We start from the raw sequence: 18,688 nt of genomic DNA, 5'->3' as shown, positions 1-18,688 counted from the left end.
CTCGTCACCGTCATGAACCCCTCCTCGAAGGAGCAGCACGCCGTCTACAAGGAGGCCGCGCGGCTGCTCGACTGGGGCTTCGCGGCGACCGGCAAGGTGACGCCGGTGGGTGAGCTGGTGCCGCCGGCGACGGCGGGCAGCACGGCGGGGGCGGAGCCCGCCCCCGGCAAGGAGGCGCCGGGCAAGGGCGAGGACGCCGCGGACGGTACGGGGCACGCTTCGGTCGCCGCGTCGAAGCCGTCCGGCGGGATCGGCATCGCGCTCGCCGTGGCGGGCGGGGTGCTGGTGCTGCTCGCGGGCGCGGTGTTCCTGGTCAACCGGCGCTGGCCGCTGGCGGGTGCGGCCCGTCGCCGGGGCCGGGAGCAGGAGACTGTGGCCGGTCAGGAGACGGCGGGCGATCAGAAGACTCCTCCGGTCGAGGAGACTCCGGCGGCCTCCTGACCCCGACGGCCGTCCACGCCGCGCAGAACAGCAACAGCTTCGCGGTGAAGTTGATCCACAGCAGCAGGGCGACCGGCACGCCGAACGCCCCGTACATCGACTTCGCCGCGACGCCCTTCATGTAGCCGCCGAGCAGCAGCTTGAGCAGTTCGAAGCCGACCGCGCCGAGCAGCGCGGCGACCACCAGGTCGCGGCGCTTGGGCTCGACGCCGGGCAGCAGCGTCAGCACGTACGACAGGATCAGGAAGTCCGCGACGATCGCGACCAGGATCGCCGCGGCCTCGATCAGCATCCCGCCGGCGCCCTTGTGCTCGATGCCGAGCTGCTCGGCGCTCCAGCCGACGGCGGTGGAGCCGAGCCAGGACGCGGCGAGCGAGCAGATCATGACCCCGCCGAGGCCGAGCAGCACGCCCGCGTCCTTGCCCTTGCGGACGAACGGGTTGCCCTGGTCGGCGTCGTCGAGGCCCCAGACCGTGCGCAGGCACTCCCGCATCGAGCCGACCCAGCCGATGCCCATGAAGAGCAGCACGGCGCCGGCGACGAGACCGATGGTGCCGGCGTTGTCGACGAGGCCGGCGATGTCGAGCTGGTCGGAGATGCCGGGCACCTGGTCGGCGATCTTCGTCTCGATCTTGTCGAGCTGCTCGGTGGAGAGCAGCGCGGCGCCGATCGCGGCGGCGACGGTGATCAGCGGGAAGAGGGCGAGGAAGCTGAGGAAGGTGATGGCGGCGGCGAGCCGGGCCCAGCGGACCTCGTCGAGCCGCTCGTACGCGCGGTAGGCGTGGGTCCGCATCAGCCGCGCGACCCAGGGGCCGACGACGGGGAGTTTGGTCAGCCAGTCCATGGCGGGCGGCGCGCCTCCTCGGTCGCAGGGTTCCGGAACACCAGGGTCCGGGTCCCCCAGAATCGCAGACAGGTCGCCAGGACCATGCCCACGCCGAGTCCTGACACCGTGTCGGCGCGGGCGGAGGTGAGGCCGAGGCCGTGGTGGGAGACGGCGAGGCAGAGCAGCTGGACGGCGGCGCCGGCCAGGTTCACGGCGAAGAAGACGGCGTAGTCGCGGAGGGCGACGGTGGTGGCGCGGCGGCGGTAGGTGCCGAGGGCGTTGCCGAGGTAGGCGACCGTGCAACCGGCCAGGAAGGAGAGGGTCTTGGCGGTGAGCGGGTCCTGGCCGAGCGGCCCGCGGAGGATGAGGAAGACGGCGAGGTCGGCGGCGTACGCGGCGAGGCCGGCGGCCGCGAAGCCGAGCAGCTCACCGCTCAGGCGCCGGGGCCGGCTCACAGGTCGGCGACCGCCATCCCGTACATCGCCGCCCATACGAGGCCGATGACGGCGAGCGGCCGGTCGCGCAGGACCACGTCCTCGGGGGCGCCGGCGGTGCCGCGATCGGCGAAGACGGCGTAGCGGAGGACGGCGAGGACGAACGCGACGACGGACAGCTGCCGCCACGGCAGCAGCGCGCCGTGCGCGACGCCGCCGCTCTCCAGCGCCCACAGGCAGTAGCCGAGGACGGCGACGACCGCCGCCGACTGCCAGACGAAGCGCAGATATCCGGGCGTGTACTGGGTGAGCAGCGCGCGGGTCGCGCCCTGCGCGTCGGCGAGCTGGACCGCCTCCGAGTAGCGCTTGGCGGCGACCATGAACAGCGCGCCGAAGCCGGTGGTGATGAGGAACCAGCGCGAGAGGGGGATGTTCAGGGCGATCCCGCCGGCCATCGCACGGAGGAGGAAGCCGGCGGCGACGACGGCGAGATCGACGACGAGGACGTGCTTGAGGCGTACGCAGTAGGCGAGTTGCATGATCAGGTACGCGGCGAGCGCCAGCGCCGTCATCCCGTTGCACCAGACCGCCGCGGCCCCCGCCGCCCCGAGCCCGAGCGCGGCCCCGGTGCCGTACGCGAGGGGTACGGGCACGACCCCGGCGGCCACCGGCCGGTACCGCTTGACCGGATGCGCCCGGTCGGCCGCGGCATCGCGCGCGTCATTCACCAGATACACGGCCGCGGCGGCCGCCGTGAACAACCCGAACACGACCGCGAGTCGGCCCGCACTGTGCCACGACCAGAACTGCCCGGCGGCGACGGGCGCGGCGACGACGAGCACGTTCTTGACCCACTGCCGGGGCCGGGAGGTCCGGACGAGTCCGCGGGCGAGGGCGAGGGGGCTGCGCCCCTGCGCCGCTGCGCCGATGCCGGGCGCGGGGCGTGTCGCCGTACCGGCGACAGCGGCGGAGGCGAGGCCCGACAACGTGGCGACGTCCGCCCCGGCGTCAACGGCGGCGGCGATGCTGGGGCCGGCGCCAGGTGCCGGGGCGGCCGTGGTCGTCGTGGTCCGGTCAGGCAACGGGGCCTCCGGTCAGCCAGCGGCGGGCCGCGGCGGCCGTGGCGGCGCCGAGCAGGGCGCCGGCGGCGACGTCGGTCGGGTAGTGGACGCCGACGACGAGGCGGGACACGCACATCGCGGCGGCGGCCGGGACGAGGACGTGGCGCACCGGTGGGTGCAGCGTCGCGAAGGCGACGGCGGCGGCCGCGGCCGAGCTCGCGTGCGAGCTGGGGAAGGAGTGGCGCCCGGCGGTCCGCACCAGGGGCGCGAACTCCCCGGCGGGCGGGCGGGCCCGCCGTACCGCCCGCTTCACCCCCATGCTGGCCAGGTGCGCGCCGCCGACCAGCGCGGTGCCCCGCAGCCAGCCGGCCCGCCGGGGCCGGTCGACGACGGCGCCGAGCAGCCCGGCGGCCAGCCAGACCGCGCCGTGCTCCCCCGCGAACGACAAGCCGCGCGCCGCACCCCCGACCCCGGCCCGGCCCCCGACGTCGCGGAGGACGTGAAGCAGCCGCCGGTCGAGGCCGGGTGGGCGGGGGGTCGGGGGGTGGGTGCCGCCCCGGACGTGGCCGGGCCCGGAACCGGGCCCTGTCAGCACCGCCGCACGGCCGTACGGCCCACCGGTCTCCGGCCCTGCAGGCCCCGCCGGAGCCGCCGTACCGGCGGCCGGCGCCGCCGCCCGCTCCGTCCCGCTCGGGTCCGCAATACGCGTCATCGTGGTTCGGCTCCCCGTGTCAGCGCTTCCGCGTCGGCCATCGGCGACTCTGACGCGCCAAGGTGTCCGGAAAAGCAAGACGCTTTCCTGACACTCGTTTAATCACCCATTTCGCCGAACCACCCGCCAATCCCGGCATAAGCGACACTCCCGGCTATACGGTCACCCCATGGCAGCCGACACCTCCGCCGTCACCCCCGCCGTCAGCGACGCGGACGCGGACATCGACACCCTCACCGGCTGGGGCCGCACCGCCCCCACCCACAGCCGGGTGATCCGCCCCCGGACGTACGAGGAGGCCGCCGCGGCCGTACGGGCGTGCGGGGCGCGGGGGTCGATCGCGCGGGGGCTGGGGCGGGCGTACGGGGACGCGGCGCAGAACGCCGGGGGGTCCGTGCTCGACATGACCGGGCTCGCCCGGATCCGGGCCGTCGACGCCGAGGCCGGGCTCGTGGTGTGCGACGCCGGGGTGAGCCTGCACCACCTGATGGAGGTGCTGCTGCCGCTCGGCTGGTTCGTGCCGGTGAGCCCCGGCACCCGTTACGTCACCGTCGGCGGTGCGGTCGGCGCCGACATCCACGGCAAGAACCACCACGTCTCCGGCTCCTTCTCCCGGCACGTCGTCTCACTCGACCTGCTCACCGCCGACGGCCAGGTCCGCACGGTCGCCCCCGGCACCCCGCTCTTCGACGCCACCGCCGGCGGCATGGGACTGACCGGGGTGATCCTCTCCGTCACCCTGCGCCTGCTGCCCGTCGAGACCTCCCTCATGTCCGTCGACACCGAACGCGCCACCGACCTCGACGACCTGATGGCCCGGCTGACCGCCACCGACCACCGCCACCGCTACTCCGTCGCCTGGATCGACCTGCTCGCGCGTGGCGCGTCGACCGGCCGGGCCGTCCTCACCCGCGGCGACCACGCCCCGTACGACGCCCTGCCGGTACGGGCGCGGCGGGCCCGGCGCGAGCCGCTGGCCTTCCGGCCGGGACGGCTGCCCGCGGCCCCCGCGTACGTCCCCGAGGGGCTGCTCGGCCGCACCACCGTCGGTCTGTTCAACGAGCTCTGGTACCGCAAGGCCCCCCGGCACTCCACCGGCCGGCTGCAGTCCCTCGGCTCCTTCTTCCACCCGCTCGACGGCGTGCCGCACTGGAACCGGATCTACGGGCGCGGCGGCTTCGTGCAGTACCAGTTCGTCGTCGGCCACGGCCGGGAGGAGACCCTGCGCCGGGTGGTGCGCCGGATCGCGACCCGCCGCTGCCCGTCCTTCCTGGCCGTCCTGAAGCGCTTCGGCGAGGCGGACCCGGGCTGGCTGTCGTTCCCGATGCCCGGCTGGACCCTGGCGCTCGACATCCCGGCCTCGCTCAGCGGCCTCGGCGCCTTCCTCGACGAGCTGGACGAGGAGGTCGTCGCGGCCGGCGGCCGGGTCTACCTCGCGAAGGACTCCCGGCTCAGGCCCGAGCTGCTCGCCGCGATGTACCCCCGGCTCGGTGACTTCCGCGAGCTGCGCGCCGCGCTCGACCCGCGCTCGGTCTTCGTCTCCGACCTGGCCCGCCGGCTCGCCCTCTGAACCCCTGAACCCCTGAACCCCTGACTCCCCTGCCGTCCCCCTCCCGTCCCTTGTCCCCTCCGGAGCGTGAACGTCATGAAGGACGCCTTCGGCGCACCCCAGTCCCTCCTCATCCTCGGCGGCACCTCCGAGATCGGCCTCGCCACCGCCCGCCGGCTGATCGCCCGCCGCACCCGTACGGTGTGGCTGGCCGGCCGCCCCTCCCCCGCGCTCGCCGCCGCCGCGGACTCGCTGCGCGCGCTGGGCGCCGACGTGCACACCGTGCCCTTCGACGCGCTCGACACCGACTCCCACGAGGAGCGGCTCGGGAAGATCTTCACCGAGGGCGACATCGACCTCGTCCTGCTCGCCTTCGGCGTCCTCGGCGACCAGGTGCGCGACGAGTCCGACCCGCTCTCCGCGGTCCGGGTCGCCCAGACCAACTACACCGGCGCCGTCTCGGCCGGCCTGGTCTGCGCCCAGGCGCTGCAGGCGCAGGGGCACGGCTCGCTGGTGGTGCTGTCCTCGGTGGCGGGCGAGCGGCCCCGGCGGGCGAACTTCATCTACGGCTCGTCGAAGGCCGGGCTCGACGCCTTCGCCCAAGGCCTCGGCGACGCGATGCACGGCACCGGGGTGCACGTGATGGTGGTACGGCCCGGCTTCGTCCGCACCCGGATGACCGCGGGCCTCGCGGAGGCGCCGCTCGCGACCACCCCGGAGGCGGTCGCGACGGCGATCGAGCTGGGGCTGCGCCGCCGCTCGGAGACGGTGTGGGTGCCGGGCGCGCTGCGCGTGGTGATGTCGGCCCTGCGGCACGTGCCGCGGCCGCTGTTCCGCCGCCTGCCGGTGTAGCCGTACGGGCGCACAGGGGCACGGGAAGGGCCAGGCCACGGTTCGTTCCGCCAGATACAGCCTCAGGCCCCAGAAGAACCGAGAGAGGGGGGGGCAGTAACCGCACCCAGCCCGGGCTCGCGGAGCAGGAGGATGAGCGAGGCGAGGTGGACTCCGGCTTTGTAGCGGGTGGCGAGTTTGTCGAAGCGGGTGGCGATCGCGCGGAACTGCTTGAGGCGGTTGAAGCGGCGTTCGACCACGTTGCGGGTCTTGTAGAGCTCGCGGTCGAAGGCCGGCGGCCTGCCGCCGGTCTGTCCGCGCCGCACACGGTTGGCTTCTGGCCCGACCGCTCTGGGATCACTGCCCGGATGCCCTGCAGGGCCTGGCGGACAGCCCGGGACGAGTACGCCCTGTCGGCAATGACCACGTCTGGCCTGCGGCGGAGCCGCCCCACCCCGACCCGAGGCACCCTCAGCACGTCCATGACCGTGCCGAAGGCGGTGGAATCGTTGAGGTCGCCGGGCGGGACGACGACGGCCAGGGGCAGGCCCCGGCCGTCGCAGGCGAGATGGACCTTGGCGGTCAGCCCGCCATGGGACCGGCCGAGCGCCTGGCCAGCCGACGGACATGCCGGAACTTCCAGTTCGTCCCCCGTCGTCGCCGCCGCCCCCTTTTACAGACGCCGGCGGCGTGCTGGTGAACCCGGCTGATCGTGGAGCCGACCGACACCGTCCACTCCACGGACCCGACGGCGTCGTCCCGGATCTGGACCTGTTCGAGCAGGCGAGCCCAGGTTCCGTCCCCCTCCCAGTGGGCGAACCGCTCATAGCCGGTCTGCCACGGCCCAAAGCGTTTTGGCAGGTCACGCCACGGAGCACCGGTCCGTAACCGCCACAAAACCTCGTTGATCACCTGCCGGTGATCCCGCCACGGCCGACCTCGCCCGTCAACACCCGGCAGCAGGGGCTCTATCCGCCCCCACGCCGCATCCGCCGGCTCACCACGACCCACCACAAGATCAATTATCAGACAGGTCCTAGGTCCAACCGCTTCACCGTGGGGCCGTGAGCAAGGCGCACGCAGCCGCTCGTTCCGGCCCGGCTGTCTGGGCACGTCCGGGACATCGCGCCCAGCCGGGAGTGGATGAACCGCGGCCACCCCGACTCTGAGGCGGCGGAGAGGAAGACGAGGTCCGCGTTCCCGAACGCACCGCATGCGCAGCCACTCGCAAGGGCATCACGCTGTCCCGGTCCAGCGCGACCCTGGACGGACTTGGCACCCCATCAGAACGGTGTCGGGAGCAGCGAGCCAGCCGGGGCCGACCGGCAGGTTCGCATCGCAATCCGTTCGGAGTCCTCGCTCGATCACCCGTAGCCAGGATCCAACTGCACGGCCGGCAGCATGTCGGAAAGCTGCTCCCGGGCGAAGGCCACCCAGTCGTCCTCCTCCACAGCCAACAGGATGTCGAAGGCGAGGGAGGCACTGGCCGGGGACAGCCCGGAAGCGATCTCCTCCAGAAAGAGCCAGACACCCGGGCGGATCACCTGCTGGCACTGCTCGACCAGATCGTCGATGTCGCCGTCCGACAGGTCCAGCAGCACCTCCAGGATCACCGTGCGCGCTGCCCCTGTGGGGTAGAAGGGCAGCGCAGCCATAAGGATCTCGGCCACAGCCGGCGCCGGCCGGTGGTGGAACGACCCCGACATGGCATGGCCTTCCATCCAGTCCCGGCGCTCCCGGAGGCTGTCAGGATCTCTGTCCAGGGTCTCGAAGAACTCCTCGATCATGTGGAGGGCGTTCGCTCCGCACTCGCAGCGAAGCGTCGTGATGCCGCTGTCCTCGATCGCGGCGCGGATGAGTCGTCGTGGATGCGTCATCGTTCCATCTCTTGGTTCATGGCCACCCGGCACGGACCGGAGCGGCTCTGGGCCCCGCTCGCCCACGTGGGGCGAGCGGGGCCTGCACCGTATCTCAGGCCCATGGGCCTGAGGCGTCGTCACCCCTGAGGTACCAGATGGCGGGTGTGCCATCCCTGAGCTCTTTGGCTCCCGTGACGCCGGGCTCGAAGAAGTGCGCGTTCGGGTAGTCCACCTGGCACTTGGGACACACCGGCTTCACCTCGACACGGAAACCTTCGGCCGCGTTGCCCCGGACCCAATAGGCGATGGTGAGCACCACGCGCGACGCGTCGCCACCGAGGGCCCAGACGACGTTTCCTTCGGCGCAGTAGGCGCAGCCGTTGTGAGATCCGCCCGAAGCGGCGAGCGCGATCTCGCCGGTGTCGATGTTGTAGCCGCCGACGTACGAGCGCGAGGCAGGCTGGTTGGCACGGTGCTTCAACGCGAAGTCGGGAACCGCGGCGGCGGCCGCCTTGAGCTGCCCCTCGTCGGTCCAGCCGGTCGGGGGCCTGATGGTCTGCACGATCGTCGGATGCTTCGTCGAAGCTACACCCCGAGGTGAGGGCGTCATACGGGGGAAGCCGGCCCGGATGTTCCGGATCGATCCCCGGCTCGCCGCCGCCGCACCCTTGGTCGCGGCCGACGTGGTCTTGCTCGCCGTCTTGGCGATCATCGAGGGTGCCTTCGCGGCCATCCCGGCGCCGGGCAGGATGGGCATGAAGATCTTCACCGCCGTGTACGACGCACGGTACGCGAAGCTGTTGGAAGGCTTACCAGCCAGGTTCTTCAGGTACTGGGTCCCGTTGAACGGGACCCCGCTGTTAGGCCCGACCCTGTTCTCCCGCTCCGCCTTCATGCGGTCCGCCTTCGCGGGGTCACCGAACCAGCGGTGCCAGGTCTCCCCCGTCTCCGACGTCCAGTCGACGACGCCGTGCCACGCGCCCTTCGCAGCGTCCTTGGCCCAGCCCACGAAGTCCCAGAGTCCCGTCGGGTCGCTGCGCGTGACGGGGTTGCCGTGGGCGTACGTGTACCCATTCATCTGGAGCGGGTCAGTGATGTCGATGACCGGGTCGGCCGAGAGGAAGCGCCCGGTCGCCGTGTCGTACTCACGGGCTCCGATGTGCGTCAGACCGCTCGGGTCGTCGATGCCTACCCCGAGGTACGACCGCCGCTCGGGCCAGGCAGGCTTGGCGCCGCGTGTCTCCCCGTACGGCTTGAAGAACCGGCGGGTCACCGGCTGACCAGCCGCCTGGGTCACAGCTGTCAGAGCGGTGCCCAGATGGTCGGTGACCAGGACCGTCAGTACATGACCTGTCGTCGCCCCGTTGGTGGCGGAACGGACCACACTGGGCGCGCCCTGATGGGCATAGGTGCGGGTCGCCCGGGTTATCTTGCCGGCCGCAGTGGTCAGCTCCGTCTCACCGAGGTAAAGCACGCTGCCCGTCGGGGTGTTCTCCAGGACGCGGTTGCCGTCGGCGTCGTAGACGTACTTCGTCGTCACGCCGTTCTCGGTGACCGAGGCGAGCTTATCCTCGCTCGTCCAGTCCAGAACCTGGCTTCTCGTCGGCAGGTTCCGGTGCGTCGTGTTACCGGCGACGTCCGATGTGTAGGTGCTGCTCGCCCCCGCCGTCGGCGTGGAGACACTCGAGAGGACGTGCGGCTGGGTCCGTTGGGACGGAGTGGTCTGATTGCCCGTGACCACGGTGCCGTACCCGTAGGTCAGGGTGACGTCCTTCGTCGGGTCGGCGGGGTTGTGCTCCACCAGGGAGCGCCGGTTGCCGATCACGTCGAACGTGAAGGACTGCGAGTAGGACGTGCCGTCCTTGGCCACGGTTCCGGCGGCGGGGGCAGCCTCGGCCAGGGACTCCGTCAGCGCCGTGTCCGGGGTTTCGGAGTCGGTCACGGAGTCCGCCGCCTGAGCCACCGGGCCGCTGGAGACTCCGCCGTCCGTCGTCGGTCCCCATGTGTCGCCGCTGGCGGACTTGCAGCCCGTCCCGGAGGTGGTCGGCACCGTGCTGGAGGTCCAGGCGTGAACCAGTTGTCCCAGCGTGTCGTACGTGTAGCACTGGCTGTCCCACCGGGAGGTGGCCCCGTCGGTCAGCTTGCGCAGGTTGGACGTGATGTTGCCCGCGAGGTCGTACGCGTACTGACTGTCGCTGACACGGTGCGCGTTGGCCGTCTCGCGGTCGACGACCGATCGCTGCACACGACCGGTGTGGTCGTCGACGAAGTGGGTCGTCCACACGCGGTACGGCTGTGGTCCGCTCACGGTCCGGAGCGGCTGCCCGTACGCCGAGTAGGTGACGTCGGTGGTGTACCAGTCGATGCCCGCGGTCGACTCGGCCAGACCGTCGCCGTTGTATCGGGTGACGACCTTCTCCTCAGCGAGGCCGCCCTTGGCAGGAAGCGTCACGGAGAGTGGCCTGCCGGTCGGCGTGTAGGCGTAGGAGTACGCATAAGTTCCGGCGACACCGGTGGTCATCGGATTCGACGGGATGACCCTTTCGCTTCCGGTGGGCTGGTAGTCCACGCCGTATCCGGTGATGCGGTTGATGTAGTCGCCGCTCGCGTCGTGGCGGATGGACGCGACCTTCAGGCCCAACGCACCGGGAAGGGTGTCGTAGGTGAACTCCTTGATGGGCTGTGCGGTTTCGGAGCCGTCCCGGACGGCGGTGACCCGGTTGAGTTCGTCATAGCCGGTGTACGTCGTGCCGTGGCTGTCGGTCACACTGACAGTGCGGTCGGCGTCGTCGTAGGTGTATGTGGCGGAACCGGTGTCGGGGTCGCTCGTCGCGGTGAGACGGCCGCGGGCGTCGCCGTACGTGTAGCTCCAGACGTTGCCGGCGGGGTCGGTGACCTTGGCGAGGTTGCCGCGGGCGTCGTAGCTGTACGCGGTGTCACGCCATGCGTTACCGCGGGTGTCCGTGGAGTGCTGGACGAGCGTCACGCGGCCGCGGGCGTCGGTCCAGGTCTTCACGTCCGGGGCGGCGCCTCCCGCCGGATTCGAGTACGTGCTCGTATCTTCGTAGGTGCTGTACGAGAGGTACGCGAAGGCACCGCCGTGGAAGGTCGAAACCCGGAGAGGGCGCTCCAGTCCGTCGTACTCCGTTCTGGTCAGTGTGGGGACCAGGGTGTCCGACTGCCTCTTGAACTGGGCGGGCGTGGGCTCGCCCTTTGCCAGGTAGGCACCGGTCCGCTCCCTGACCAGGCCGTGGTCGTCGTACCTGGTGTCAGTGATGATCCGGCCGGGGCCATGTGCCTCGCTCTGTGTCTGAACCGGACGCATGAGGCCGTCGTAGATCGTCACCTGCTGCGCGTAGGTGCCGTCGTCCTTGATCCGCTGGACCGTGACGGCGGCGGGCCTGGTCACGGTCGTGGTGGCCTGCGCGCTCTGATAGGTGACCTGGAGATCAGGTGTCTGCGTCCCGGACGAGCGCGTGGGCGACCACTGCTTGACAATGCGTCCGAAGGCATCGTGCTCGCTGCGGACCAGTCGTCCGTTGGGGTCGGTGACGGTCAGTACGGTCCCTCGCCCGGGGTCGAACGTCGTGACGGTCGCATGCTTCTTGGCGTTGATCACCTTGACCGAGGTGGTGGGACCACCTTCATCACCGGGGGTGTACTGCGTCTCGGTGGTCCCCACGAGGGGGCTCGTGACCGTGCGTACGCGCCCCAGCGGGTCGAAGGTCGTGCTCGTGACCACGTTGTGCGCGGTGCCTGCGCCGTTGATGCCCGCAACGCTCGTGACGAGACCCTTGGTCGGCGCATCGCCCCATGCTTGCCCGTCGTAGGTGTAGCGCTCCGACTCCATCAGCTCGCCGTCCGGGGCCGCCGTGGCGAAGTCGGCGCATGTCGTTGCCGTCTTGCGTACGGACTTCGGCATGCCAAGAAGATTCCTGGCCTCGTTGTGCGCGTACTCGGTTCGGGAGCAGGTGGGGTCGCTGAGCGTTTCGCCGCCGGTGCCGTCCGGCTTGACGACCGTGCTCCGCACCTCAACCGGGAACCCGTGGGCGTCGACCTCCGTCTCGGTCCTGACCGCCTGCCATCCGGCATCCACTGTCTGGATGGCGTCGGTTCTGCTGATCCCGCCCTGGTGAGCGAGCAGCGGGTCGAGGCCGCCGGCCCGCTCGCGCGAGGACGTCTGCTTCGACCAGGGGAAGTTCAGGACACGCCTGACGACCTTTCCGCCGGAACCGTCGTAGGTGATGGTTTCGGCGGGCAGCCCCGCGTACTGCGGAGCGTCGTCCGCGGCGAGCGTCACCGCCCCCTTCGAGTCCTTGACGGGCCCACCCTTGCCGCGGAAGTAGCGGGTTACCTCGTAGGACTGCGTCTGCTGGTGGACGTCGGCCTTATAGCCCTTGGTCGTGATCACCTGCTGGTAGCCGCGCCACGTGCTGTACGTCCGCAGTCCGGGCTTGACGAACTCGTCGTCGCTCAGCCCCCAGGCGGCGTCCTGGTACGTGTATCGCGTCGTGACGCGGTCCGAGACGCCGGTGATCCGATCGGTCTCGGTCACGGTTTGGACGACGTACTTGTTGAACCAGGCAAGGGCGGGCTTGTCCAGGTCACCGTCCGGGGACCACCGGACGGGATAGCAGGTACCGGTGTTGTCCTGCGGTGCGACCGTGGGCTGGACCTTGCAGCCTCCGGTGTACACCACCTCGATCTCGCCGCCGTTCTCTGTGAGGACGGAGCCGATACGCGGGCGGGTGAAGCCGGGGCGGGGGTCGTCCTTGGACCGGGGGACGAGGTTGGGGAGTTGGCGGTCTTTGAGGTACCCGCCGAGCGGGTGGGCGATATCGACGACATACGGGGCGAAGCTGATGCCGGCCGGAGACATCAGGGTGCCGACCGTGTCACCCGGGCGGTGGCCGTAGCGGGTGATCGAGTTCAGCCACAGCCCCGGAGACGTGTCGTACCAGTCCCGGGGAAACGAGTGGCGCAACCGGTAGGTGTCGACCTTGGCGAGGCCCGTCACGCCCGGGCGGTGGGCGTAGGTCACGACCTCGGCGAGGCGCTGACGGCTCCAGAAGGAGGGGAAGGCCGGGCAGAGCTTCGAGTCCGCCTTGCAGTTCAGGTTGCCGGGACTGTCCCACCAGGGCCGGTACGCCGCGGGCTCCTTGGTGTTGTCGAACCGAGCCGGGTCGCAGGCGGTGTCATCCTGGAGGCAGCGCTCTTTCAGAACGAAGTCGACCTTGGCCGCTGGCGTTGCCCCCAGGACTCCGGAGCGCAGGCCGTACTCGATGGACGTGGGCATGCCGCCGCGGTCGTAGGCCTCCGGGGTCTTGAACTTCTTGTTGACCGCGTAGTGGTTCTGCGCCTTGGTCCAGTTGACGACCATCACGTTGCCGTGCAGGTCGACAACCTTGTCCAAGCCCCAGAACCATGCCTGCTGCTTCTTGTCGGCGTCGTTGCAGCGGGAGGCGGCGAAGGTGGCCGCGTGGCAGGGCTCGCCCGGGTGGTTGCCGAACACGGGGACGGTGAACACGGAGTTGGTGTCGGCGTGGCCCTCACCGATCCGGTTCAGGCCGTAGGTGTAGGTGATGCCATCCGGAGTGGTGACGACCCAGTACTCGCCGTCGTTGTCGTTATTGGATCCGCCGGTCTTCAGTTCGACGCGGGTTCCGTCGTCCTGCTGCGGCTTGTAGAGGTTGCTGTCGCCGACGCGTACGAGCTCCATCAACTTGCCGTTGAGAGTGATGACGGCATTGTGGGAGACCCAGCACAGGTCGGAGGTCTTGTCCTTCTTGGCCGTGTTGTTGGGCGTTCCGGCGGAGGTGGCGTCGCGGTCGTCCCGACAGGTGCGGTAGCGGCGCTCGATGTGTCCCGGGTCGTACTCCCAGCCCTCTCCGATCCAGGACGCCTGCGGGCTCGTGCCGGCGGTCTTGCCGTCCACGGCCTGGGAGTTGTAGTGGAAGGCGACCTCGGGCGCGGGGCCGGCGGGGGCAGGGGGCACGGCCAACGGGTAGGACCAGGAGAAGGCACCGGAGGAACCACCGGCCGACCAGCTTCCGTTGGAAGCGAGCGGCGTCGCCTTGAACGAACCGGCTTCGCCCGCGCCCGAGTCGATGGCACCCACGACCGCCCGGTCACCCCCCGCGGTCGCGGATGACACGAACGCCGCCTGCATCACGCCCGGTCCAGTCACCGTACGCGGGGCCACTGTCGGCGTGACGGTGCCGTCTGCGGCCGTGTCGACGGTCGCGGTGAGGGTCTTGGTCACCGGGTCGTTGACCGTGTCCAGCTCTTCGTACGTCTGGCAGACCTCGAGTTCCGGTGTGTCGCGGTAGCACTCGGGGAACTGGACGAACGTCAGTCGCGACGTCCATTCGGCCCCATAGAGGTTTTCGTAGGCCTTGTAGTCGAGCTGGATGGACACGGGAACAGACCCTGTGTCGGGCGCGGTCACGGTGACCAGTGCACCGTCGACCCCGTCCGCCTCGGGTGCCGTGCGCGAGGAGAGGCTGACTTCCCAGGTGCCGGTGGGAGCGGCTGCCCCCGGCGCCTGTCCGAGCTTCACCGGCAGGGCCCCGGCGGGGAGGAGTTCCCCTGCCGCGTCTTCATACGCCGATGCCTGCACGGGCGACGAATCGCTGTCGGCGTGGAGTGCGGGTTGCTCCGCGGGGGCGTCGAAGGTTACGGGGGCGGAGCCGCCTGGAGGAGGCGACGCTGTCCCGGCCGGCGCCTCCTCCAGGTTCTCCGGAGCCTTGCTCTCGATGCTGTCCAGACCCGCGTTCCGGGTACTTCCCGCGACCCTGGCGGTCTCCGGCAGCTTCTCCAGAACGAGTTCGTCCCGTGGGACCTCGTCCTTCGTGGGATCCGGCGGCAGCGCAAGTGCTTCGACAGGCAGCAGCGCGACCATGAGCACGGCACCGAGCACCGATGCCACGCCGGAACGAATGCGCCTACGGCGCACCGAAGTTGAAGCAGGCACGAGTGGAGTCCCCCCGGACGAAGTGGTGCCCTGCGCGGACCGCAGACGGGTCACATCAGACACGGGGGATTCTGTGCGGGAGCTGTGAAGGAGATCCAGGGGAACGAGGATCAAGTGATGATCATCACAGTCCGCTAACACTCCACTTCCCTACGTAACGAGACAAGAGATGTCGAGTGAGGAACGTTTCACCCATAGTTTCCAAAAGGTCATCACATTTTGACATGTTACGCACGTGAGATTCCGATTCATTCCCTCCTGAGCACGGTCCCGCACGTCCGCAGTCCGCCAGCCCCCGCTGCAGTGGGAGCCCAGCCGTGGCCGTGACTCCCCAGGCTTGCTTGGTCCATGATCTCCACGCATCCGTCACAGACGGCGCCTTCGCGTGCCTGCTGACGGGCCAGGAAGTCCGGTGGACGGGCCGCCCGTCCTCCGGTTTCGAGGGGGGAAGGGAATCCGCTCATGACGAGCAGATGGCGCCGCATGCCCGGACGCCGGTCGATCGCGGCCGCCATGGCCGCCGCCGTCGTGGCCACGGGCTTGACCGTGTGGGGGCTGAACGCCCCGGAAGACAGCGGGAGTCCACCTCCAGCGCGCACCAAGGCCACGGGACCGCTGACAGAGGCCGACGCGGCGCTGGAGGCGGCAAGGGTACGGAGAGTCGTGGAGGCCACGGCCCTGCGCACCCCGTACTCCACGACGTGGGCCAGACCCGACGGACTGCTGCAGCGCCGCATCCACGCCAACCCGGTACGCGCCAAGGTGGGCGGTGAGTGGAAGCCGATCGACACCACGCTCGTCCGTGTTCCGGGCGGTTGGTCCCCCCGGGCGACCAACACCAAGATGGTGTTCTCAGCCGGTTCACGGCCGAGCAGCAACCGGGCGTCGAGAGCCGGCGGGCGACCGGTGGCCCTGCTTCCCATGTCCTCTCCACCACTCAATTCGCTGGCCATCATCGAGTCCGACGACGACTGGATGGCATTGACGTGGCCCGGTGTCGTCCCCGAGCCTGTCGTCAACGGTTCCCGCATCCTCTACCCAGAGATCATCCCCGGCGCGGACCTGGTGATCACTGCCGACGACGGCGGATTCGCCCAGGTTCTCGTCGTCAAGAATCGTGAGGCCGCCGCCGACCCCCGCGTCGCGAAACTGTCCTATGGGCTCTGGTCCTGGACCTTGGACTTCCGCATCGACCCCGTCACAGGCGTGCTCAGCGGAACCAACAGCGGCCGGGAGGTCCTCGAATCGGCGACGCCGCTGATGTGGGACAGCGCGGGCTCTCCCGCCGTCAGCGACGGCCAGGCGGGCAGCGGTGCGACACCGACCGAGCCCGAGGCCCTGCCCAGTGACAGCTCGACCCCGTCGCCGGACGCCGACCCCACGGATCCGGTCACGCCGGAACCGACGGACGCCATCGACAACGGCGATCAGGGGGACGTTCTCGACGAGCCGCTCCCCGAGGCAGTCGACGGGACTCCCGACCCCGTCACGGGGTCCGCGCCGCTGCCTCCCGTGCCCGCCGAACCGACACCCGAGCCGTCTCAGACCGGCACCGCCGCCACGCTCTCCCTGCCCGCCCTGAACGGTCCGCAGCCCGACTCGCACGGCGCGCTCGTCGGCACCGATCTGGACCACATCGAGGACGACTGGACCTCGAGAGGCTGGTACCTCACCCCTGACCAGGAGTTTCTCAACGATCCCGACACCGTCTTCCCGGTCTTCATCGATCCCTCGGTGAAGAAGCACACCAACGACTGGACCACCGCTTACAGCCGTCACCCGAACGCGAGCTTCTACAACGGGAAGAACTTCAACAAGGGTGGGACCCACGAAGCCCGTGTCGGGTTCGAGTCCGACACCTGGGGAACGTCACGTTCCTTCTTCAGCATCGACTGGGACCCCGACCTCAAGGACGCAATCGTGCACAGCGCGAAACTGCGCGCCCTTGAGACGTACTCCTGGTCGTGCAGCGCGCGAACGATGACCGTTCACCTGACCGGCGTCATCTCTTCCAAGACAAACTGGAAGAACGCGCCGCGCATGAACAACTCGAACAAGATCGGCGGAGCGAGTTTCGCGCACGGCTGGAAATCATCGTCCTGCCCCGACGACTTCGTCGTGTTCGACATCAAGTCGACGGCGCAGAAGGCCGTCACCGGCGGCTGGAAGACACTCACGATCGGGTTCAAGGCAGGCGACGAGAACTCCCAGTTCGCCTGGAAGAAATTCCAGGCCGACGGCGACTACGGCCCGTACGTCGATCTCGCCTACAACCGTCCGCCGGCCCCGCCCAGCGGTCTCGACCTCGACCCCAACCAGAGCTGTGACACGACGGCTCCCTACATCAACGTGGGCGCGTCCTCCCTCACCTTCTGGGGCGGCGGCAGTGACAAGGACGGCAATCTGGCTTCCCTGATCTTCGAGTTGTGGCCCTCCGGCGGTTCGACGGCGAATCTGCTCGGAGCCAAGGGGACCGTCTCCGTCGGCAGCCAGACCAAGACCGCCCGCGTCCACACCGATCCCTTCCCCACGGGGAACGTGACCGGTGGGCTCAAGCTCGTCAACGGTGCCACGTACTCGTGGCGGGCCCGGGCCGTCGACAAGTTCGGCAAGAGTTCGGCCTACTCCCACACGAAGACTCCCTGCCGATTCGTCTTCGACAACACCCGGCCCTCACCGCCGACCGTCACCTCCACCCAGTTCCCCGACGCCGACGCCAACGACAACGGGTTCAACAACGAGCCCGAGGACATGAAGTGGAGCGCCGTCAAGTTCGGCACGGCCGGCTCGTTCACCTTCAAGGCCGCCCAGACCGACGTCGTGAAGTTCGAGTACGGCTTCAACCAGGCTTCGTACCCCTTCTCGGTCGCACGGACGAGCGGCGCGCCGGTGACCACGCTGACGACGATCTCCAACGCCAAGCCACCCCTGGCCGGACCCAACGTCCTGTACGTACGGGCCGTCGACGGGGCCGGACACGTCTCCGAGCCGCGCAAGTACTTCTTTTACGTCACGCCCCGGGACCAGGCGGACAAGCCCGGAGACTTCACGGGCGACGCGCTGCCGGACCTCATGGTCGTGGACGGCAACGGCAACCTCCGCCTCTACCCCTCGGAGGCCACCACCGACCTGACCAAGGGAACCGGTGACCTCGACTACTCCATGTCAGGCGCCTACCGAGGGAACCCCGACAAGGACCCGGTCGGCGACGACGGCAGTCCGGTGTACATCGCTGCACCCTCCGGCTACTGGAAGAACACCCTCATCACCCACCTGGGAGACGTCTACGGAGGCGACGGCCTGCAGGACCTCATCGCTGTCCGCGAGGGCAGGATGTGGGTCTACCCGGGTGACGGCTACGGAGGAGTGAACATCGACCGGCGCCAGGAGGTCCTGCTGCCGGCCGGCGCACCCGCGCCGAGCACCATCACCCAGATCTCCGCCGCCGGCGACGCGACGGGAGACGGCAAGCCGGACTTCTTCCTCAAGGCCGGAGACGCCTTCTGGGCTCTCATCGGCTACAACGGCGCCACCGTGGAGCGGGCGGTTCAGCTGTCGTCCTCCGCGTGGCTCGACCAGGACATCGTCACGGTCCAGGACATCACCGGGGACGGGGTGACCGATCTTGTCTACCGGGCCAACACCGCCGCCCGCCTGATGCTGCGGACGGGGAAGAAGGCTGCCTCCGGCTCGGGGGTCGACCTGCTATCGCTGGGGTCGGCGGCCGCTTCGGCCGGCGGAGCCGACATCGTGTACGGATCCGGCGGCTGGGGCCGGACCAGCATCCGCTTCCTGTACGGCACTCCCGACGCCACCGGCGACGCCATACCCGACGTCTGGAGTGTGCGGACTGATGGTGCCGTCCGCTTCTACGCCGGCGGCCGGACGGTGCTGCCCGGCAGCGGAACCGAGATGGTGAGCGCAGTCGGCGGTGGCTGGAAGGACAAACTGGCCGTCGGATGACCGGCCCGACACCGCCTGCGGCGCCCACTCCCTATCGAG

At 69.9% G+C, this 18,688-nt stretch carries 9 protein-coding genes and 1 pseudogene; 3 read left to right on the top strand and 7 right to left on the bottom strand.

What is annotated here, in order from left to right:
* Positions 1 to 313: 313 nt before the first annotated feature.
* The 4 genes from JAO84_RS22680 to JAO84_RS22665 form a co-directional block, all read right to left on the bottom strand.
* A complete protein-coding gene (locus JAO84_RS22680) occupies positions 314 to 1,285 on the bottom strand; it encodes a YihY/virulence factor BrkB family protein (RefSeq protein ID WP_370414500.1) in 972 nt (323 codons plus the stop codon).
* A complete protein-coding gene (locus tag JAO84_RS22675; protein WP_370414499.1) occupies positions 1,273 to 1,758 on the bottom strand; it encodes a GtrA family protein in 486 nt (161 codons plus the stop codon). The genes JAO84_RS22680 and JAO84_RS22675 overlap by 13 nt, the downstream gene beginning before the upstream one ends.
* Positions 1,719 to 2,630 (bottom strand): decaprenyl-phosphate phosphoribosyltransferase, encoded by a 912-nt coding sequence (locus JAO84_RS22670; RefSeq protein WP_370416841.1) that lies wholly within the window; start codon positions 2,628 to 2,630, stop codon positions 1,719 to 1,721. The genes JAO84_RS22675 and JAO84_RS22670 overlap by 40 nt, the downstream gene beginning before the upstream one ends.
* Before the next feature lie 145 nt (positions 2,631 to 2,775).
* The gene (locus JAO84_RS22665) at positions 2,776 to 3,210 is read right to left on the bottom strand and encodes a phosphatase PAP2 family protein (RefSeq protein ID WP_370414498.1); all 435 of its coding nucleotides are present in this window, start codon (positions 3,208 to 3,210) and stop codon (positions 2,776 to 2,778) included.
* A gap of 433 nt (positions 3,211 to 3,643) precedes the next feature.
* Here JAO84_RS22665 and JAO84_RS22660 point away from each other — a divergent pair, with 433 nt between their 5' ends.
* Together JAO84_RS22660 and JAO84_RS22655 are read left to right on the top strand one after the other, a co-directional pair.
* Positions 3,644 to 5,044, top strand: a complete 1,401-nt coding sequence (locus tag JAO84_RS22660) for an FAD-binding oxidoreductase (RefSeq protein ID WP_370414497.1) — start codon at positions 3,644 to 3,646, stop codon at positions 5,042 to 5,044.
* Between the two features lie 75 nt (positions 5,045 to 5,119).
* Complete coding sequence (locus JAO84_RS22655; protein ID WP_370416840.1) at positions 5,120 to 5,875, top strand: decaprenylphospho-beta-D-erythro-pentofuranosid-2-ulose 2-reductase; 756 nt, start codon at positions 5,120 to 5,122, stop codon at positions 5,873 to 5,875.
* Between the two features lie 62 nt (positions 5,876 to 5,937).
* Here the strand turns inward: JAO84_RS22655 and JAO84_RS22650 are convergent.
* The 3 genes and pseudogenes from JAO84_RS22650 to JAO84_RS22640 all read right to left on the bottom strand — a co-directional run bounded on the left by JAO84_RS22650 (position 5,938) and on the right by JAO84_RS22640 (position 14,641).
* Positions 5,938 to 6,868, bottom strand: a pseudogene (locus JAO84_RS22650) (IS5 family transposase).
* A 350-nt stretch (positions 6,869 to 7,218) separates the two neighbouring features.
* Positions 7,219 to 7,731, bottom strand: coding sequence for a hypothetical protein (locus tag JAO84_RS22645; RefSeq protein ID WP_370414496.1), 513 nt, complete (start codon positions 7,729 to 7,731; stop codon positions 7,219 to 7,221).
* Positions 7,732 to 7,825: 94 nt separating this feature from the next.
* Complete coding sequence (locus tag JAO84_RS22640; RefSeq protein ID WP_370414495.1) at positions 7,826 to 14,641, bottom strand: RHS repeat-associated core domain-containing protein; 6,816 nt, start codon at positions 14,639 to 14,641, stop codon at positions 7,826 to 7,828.
* Between the two features lie 507 nt (positions 14,642 to 15,148).
* Between JAO84_RS22640 and JAO84_RS22635 the strand changes: the two genes are divergently transcribed.
* Positions 15,149 to 18,649, top strand: a complete 3,501-nt coding sequence (locus JAO84_RS22635) for a DNRLRE domain-containing protein (RefSeq protein ID WP_370414494.1) — start codon at positions 15,149 to 15,151, stop codon at positions 18,647 to 18,649.
* Positions 18,650 to 18,688 lie beyond the last annotated feature (39 nt).

This window comes from Streptomyces fradiae, assembly GCF_041270065.1.
Lineage (GTDB): Bacteria > Actinomycetota > Actinomycetes > Streptomycetales > Streptomycetaceae > Streptomyces.
Note: the sequence above shows the minus strand (reverse complement) of the source record. Positions and strands in the feature narration are given on the sequence as shown.

Bases quoted from the DNA above. Each gene is read 5' to 3' on its own strand.
- JAO84_RS22680 (WP_370414500.1), bottom strand. From the start codon at position 1,285: ATGGACTGGCTGACCAAACTCCCCGTCGTCGGCCCCTGGGTCGCGCGG.
- JAO84_RS22675 (WP_370414499.1), bottom strand. From the start codon at position 1,758: ATGGGCGGCGATGTACGGGATGGCGGTCGCCGACCTGTGAGCCGGCCC.
- JAO84_RS22660 (WP_370414497.1), top strand. From the start codon at position 3,644: ATGGCAGCCGACACCTCCGCCGTCACCCCCGCCGTCAGCGACGCGGAC.
- JAO84_RS22655 (WP_370416840.1), top strand. From the start codon at position 5,120: ATGAAGGACGCCTTCGGCGCACCCCAGTCCCTCCTCATCCTCGGCGGC.
- JAO84_RS22645 (WP_370414496.1), bottom strand. From the start codon at position 7,731: ATGACGCATCCACGACGACTCATCCGCGCCGCGATCGAGGACAGCGGC.
- JAO84_RS22635 (WP_370414494.1), top strand. From the start codon at position 15,149: ATGACGAGCAGATGGCGCCGCATGCCCGGACGCCGGTCGATCGCGGCC.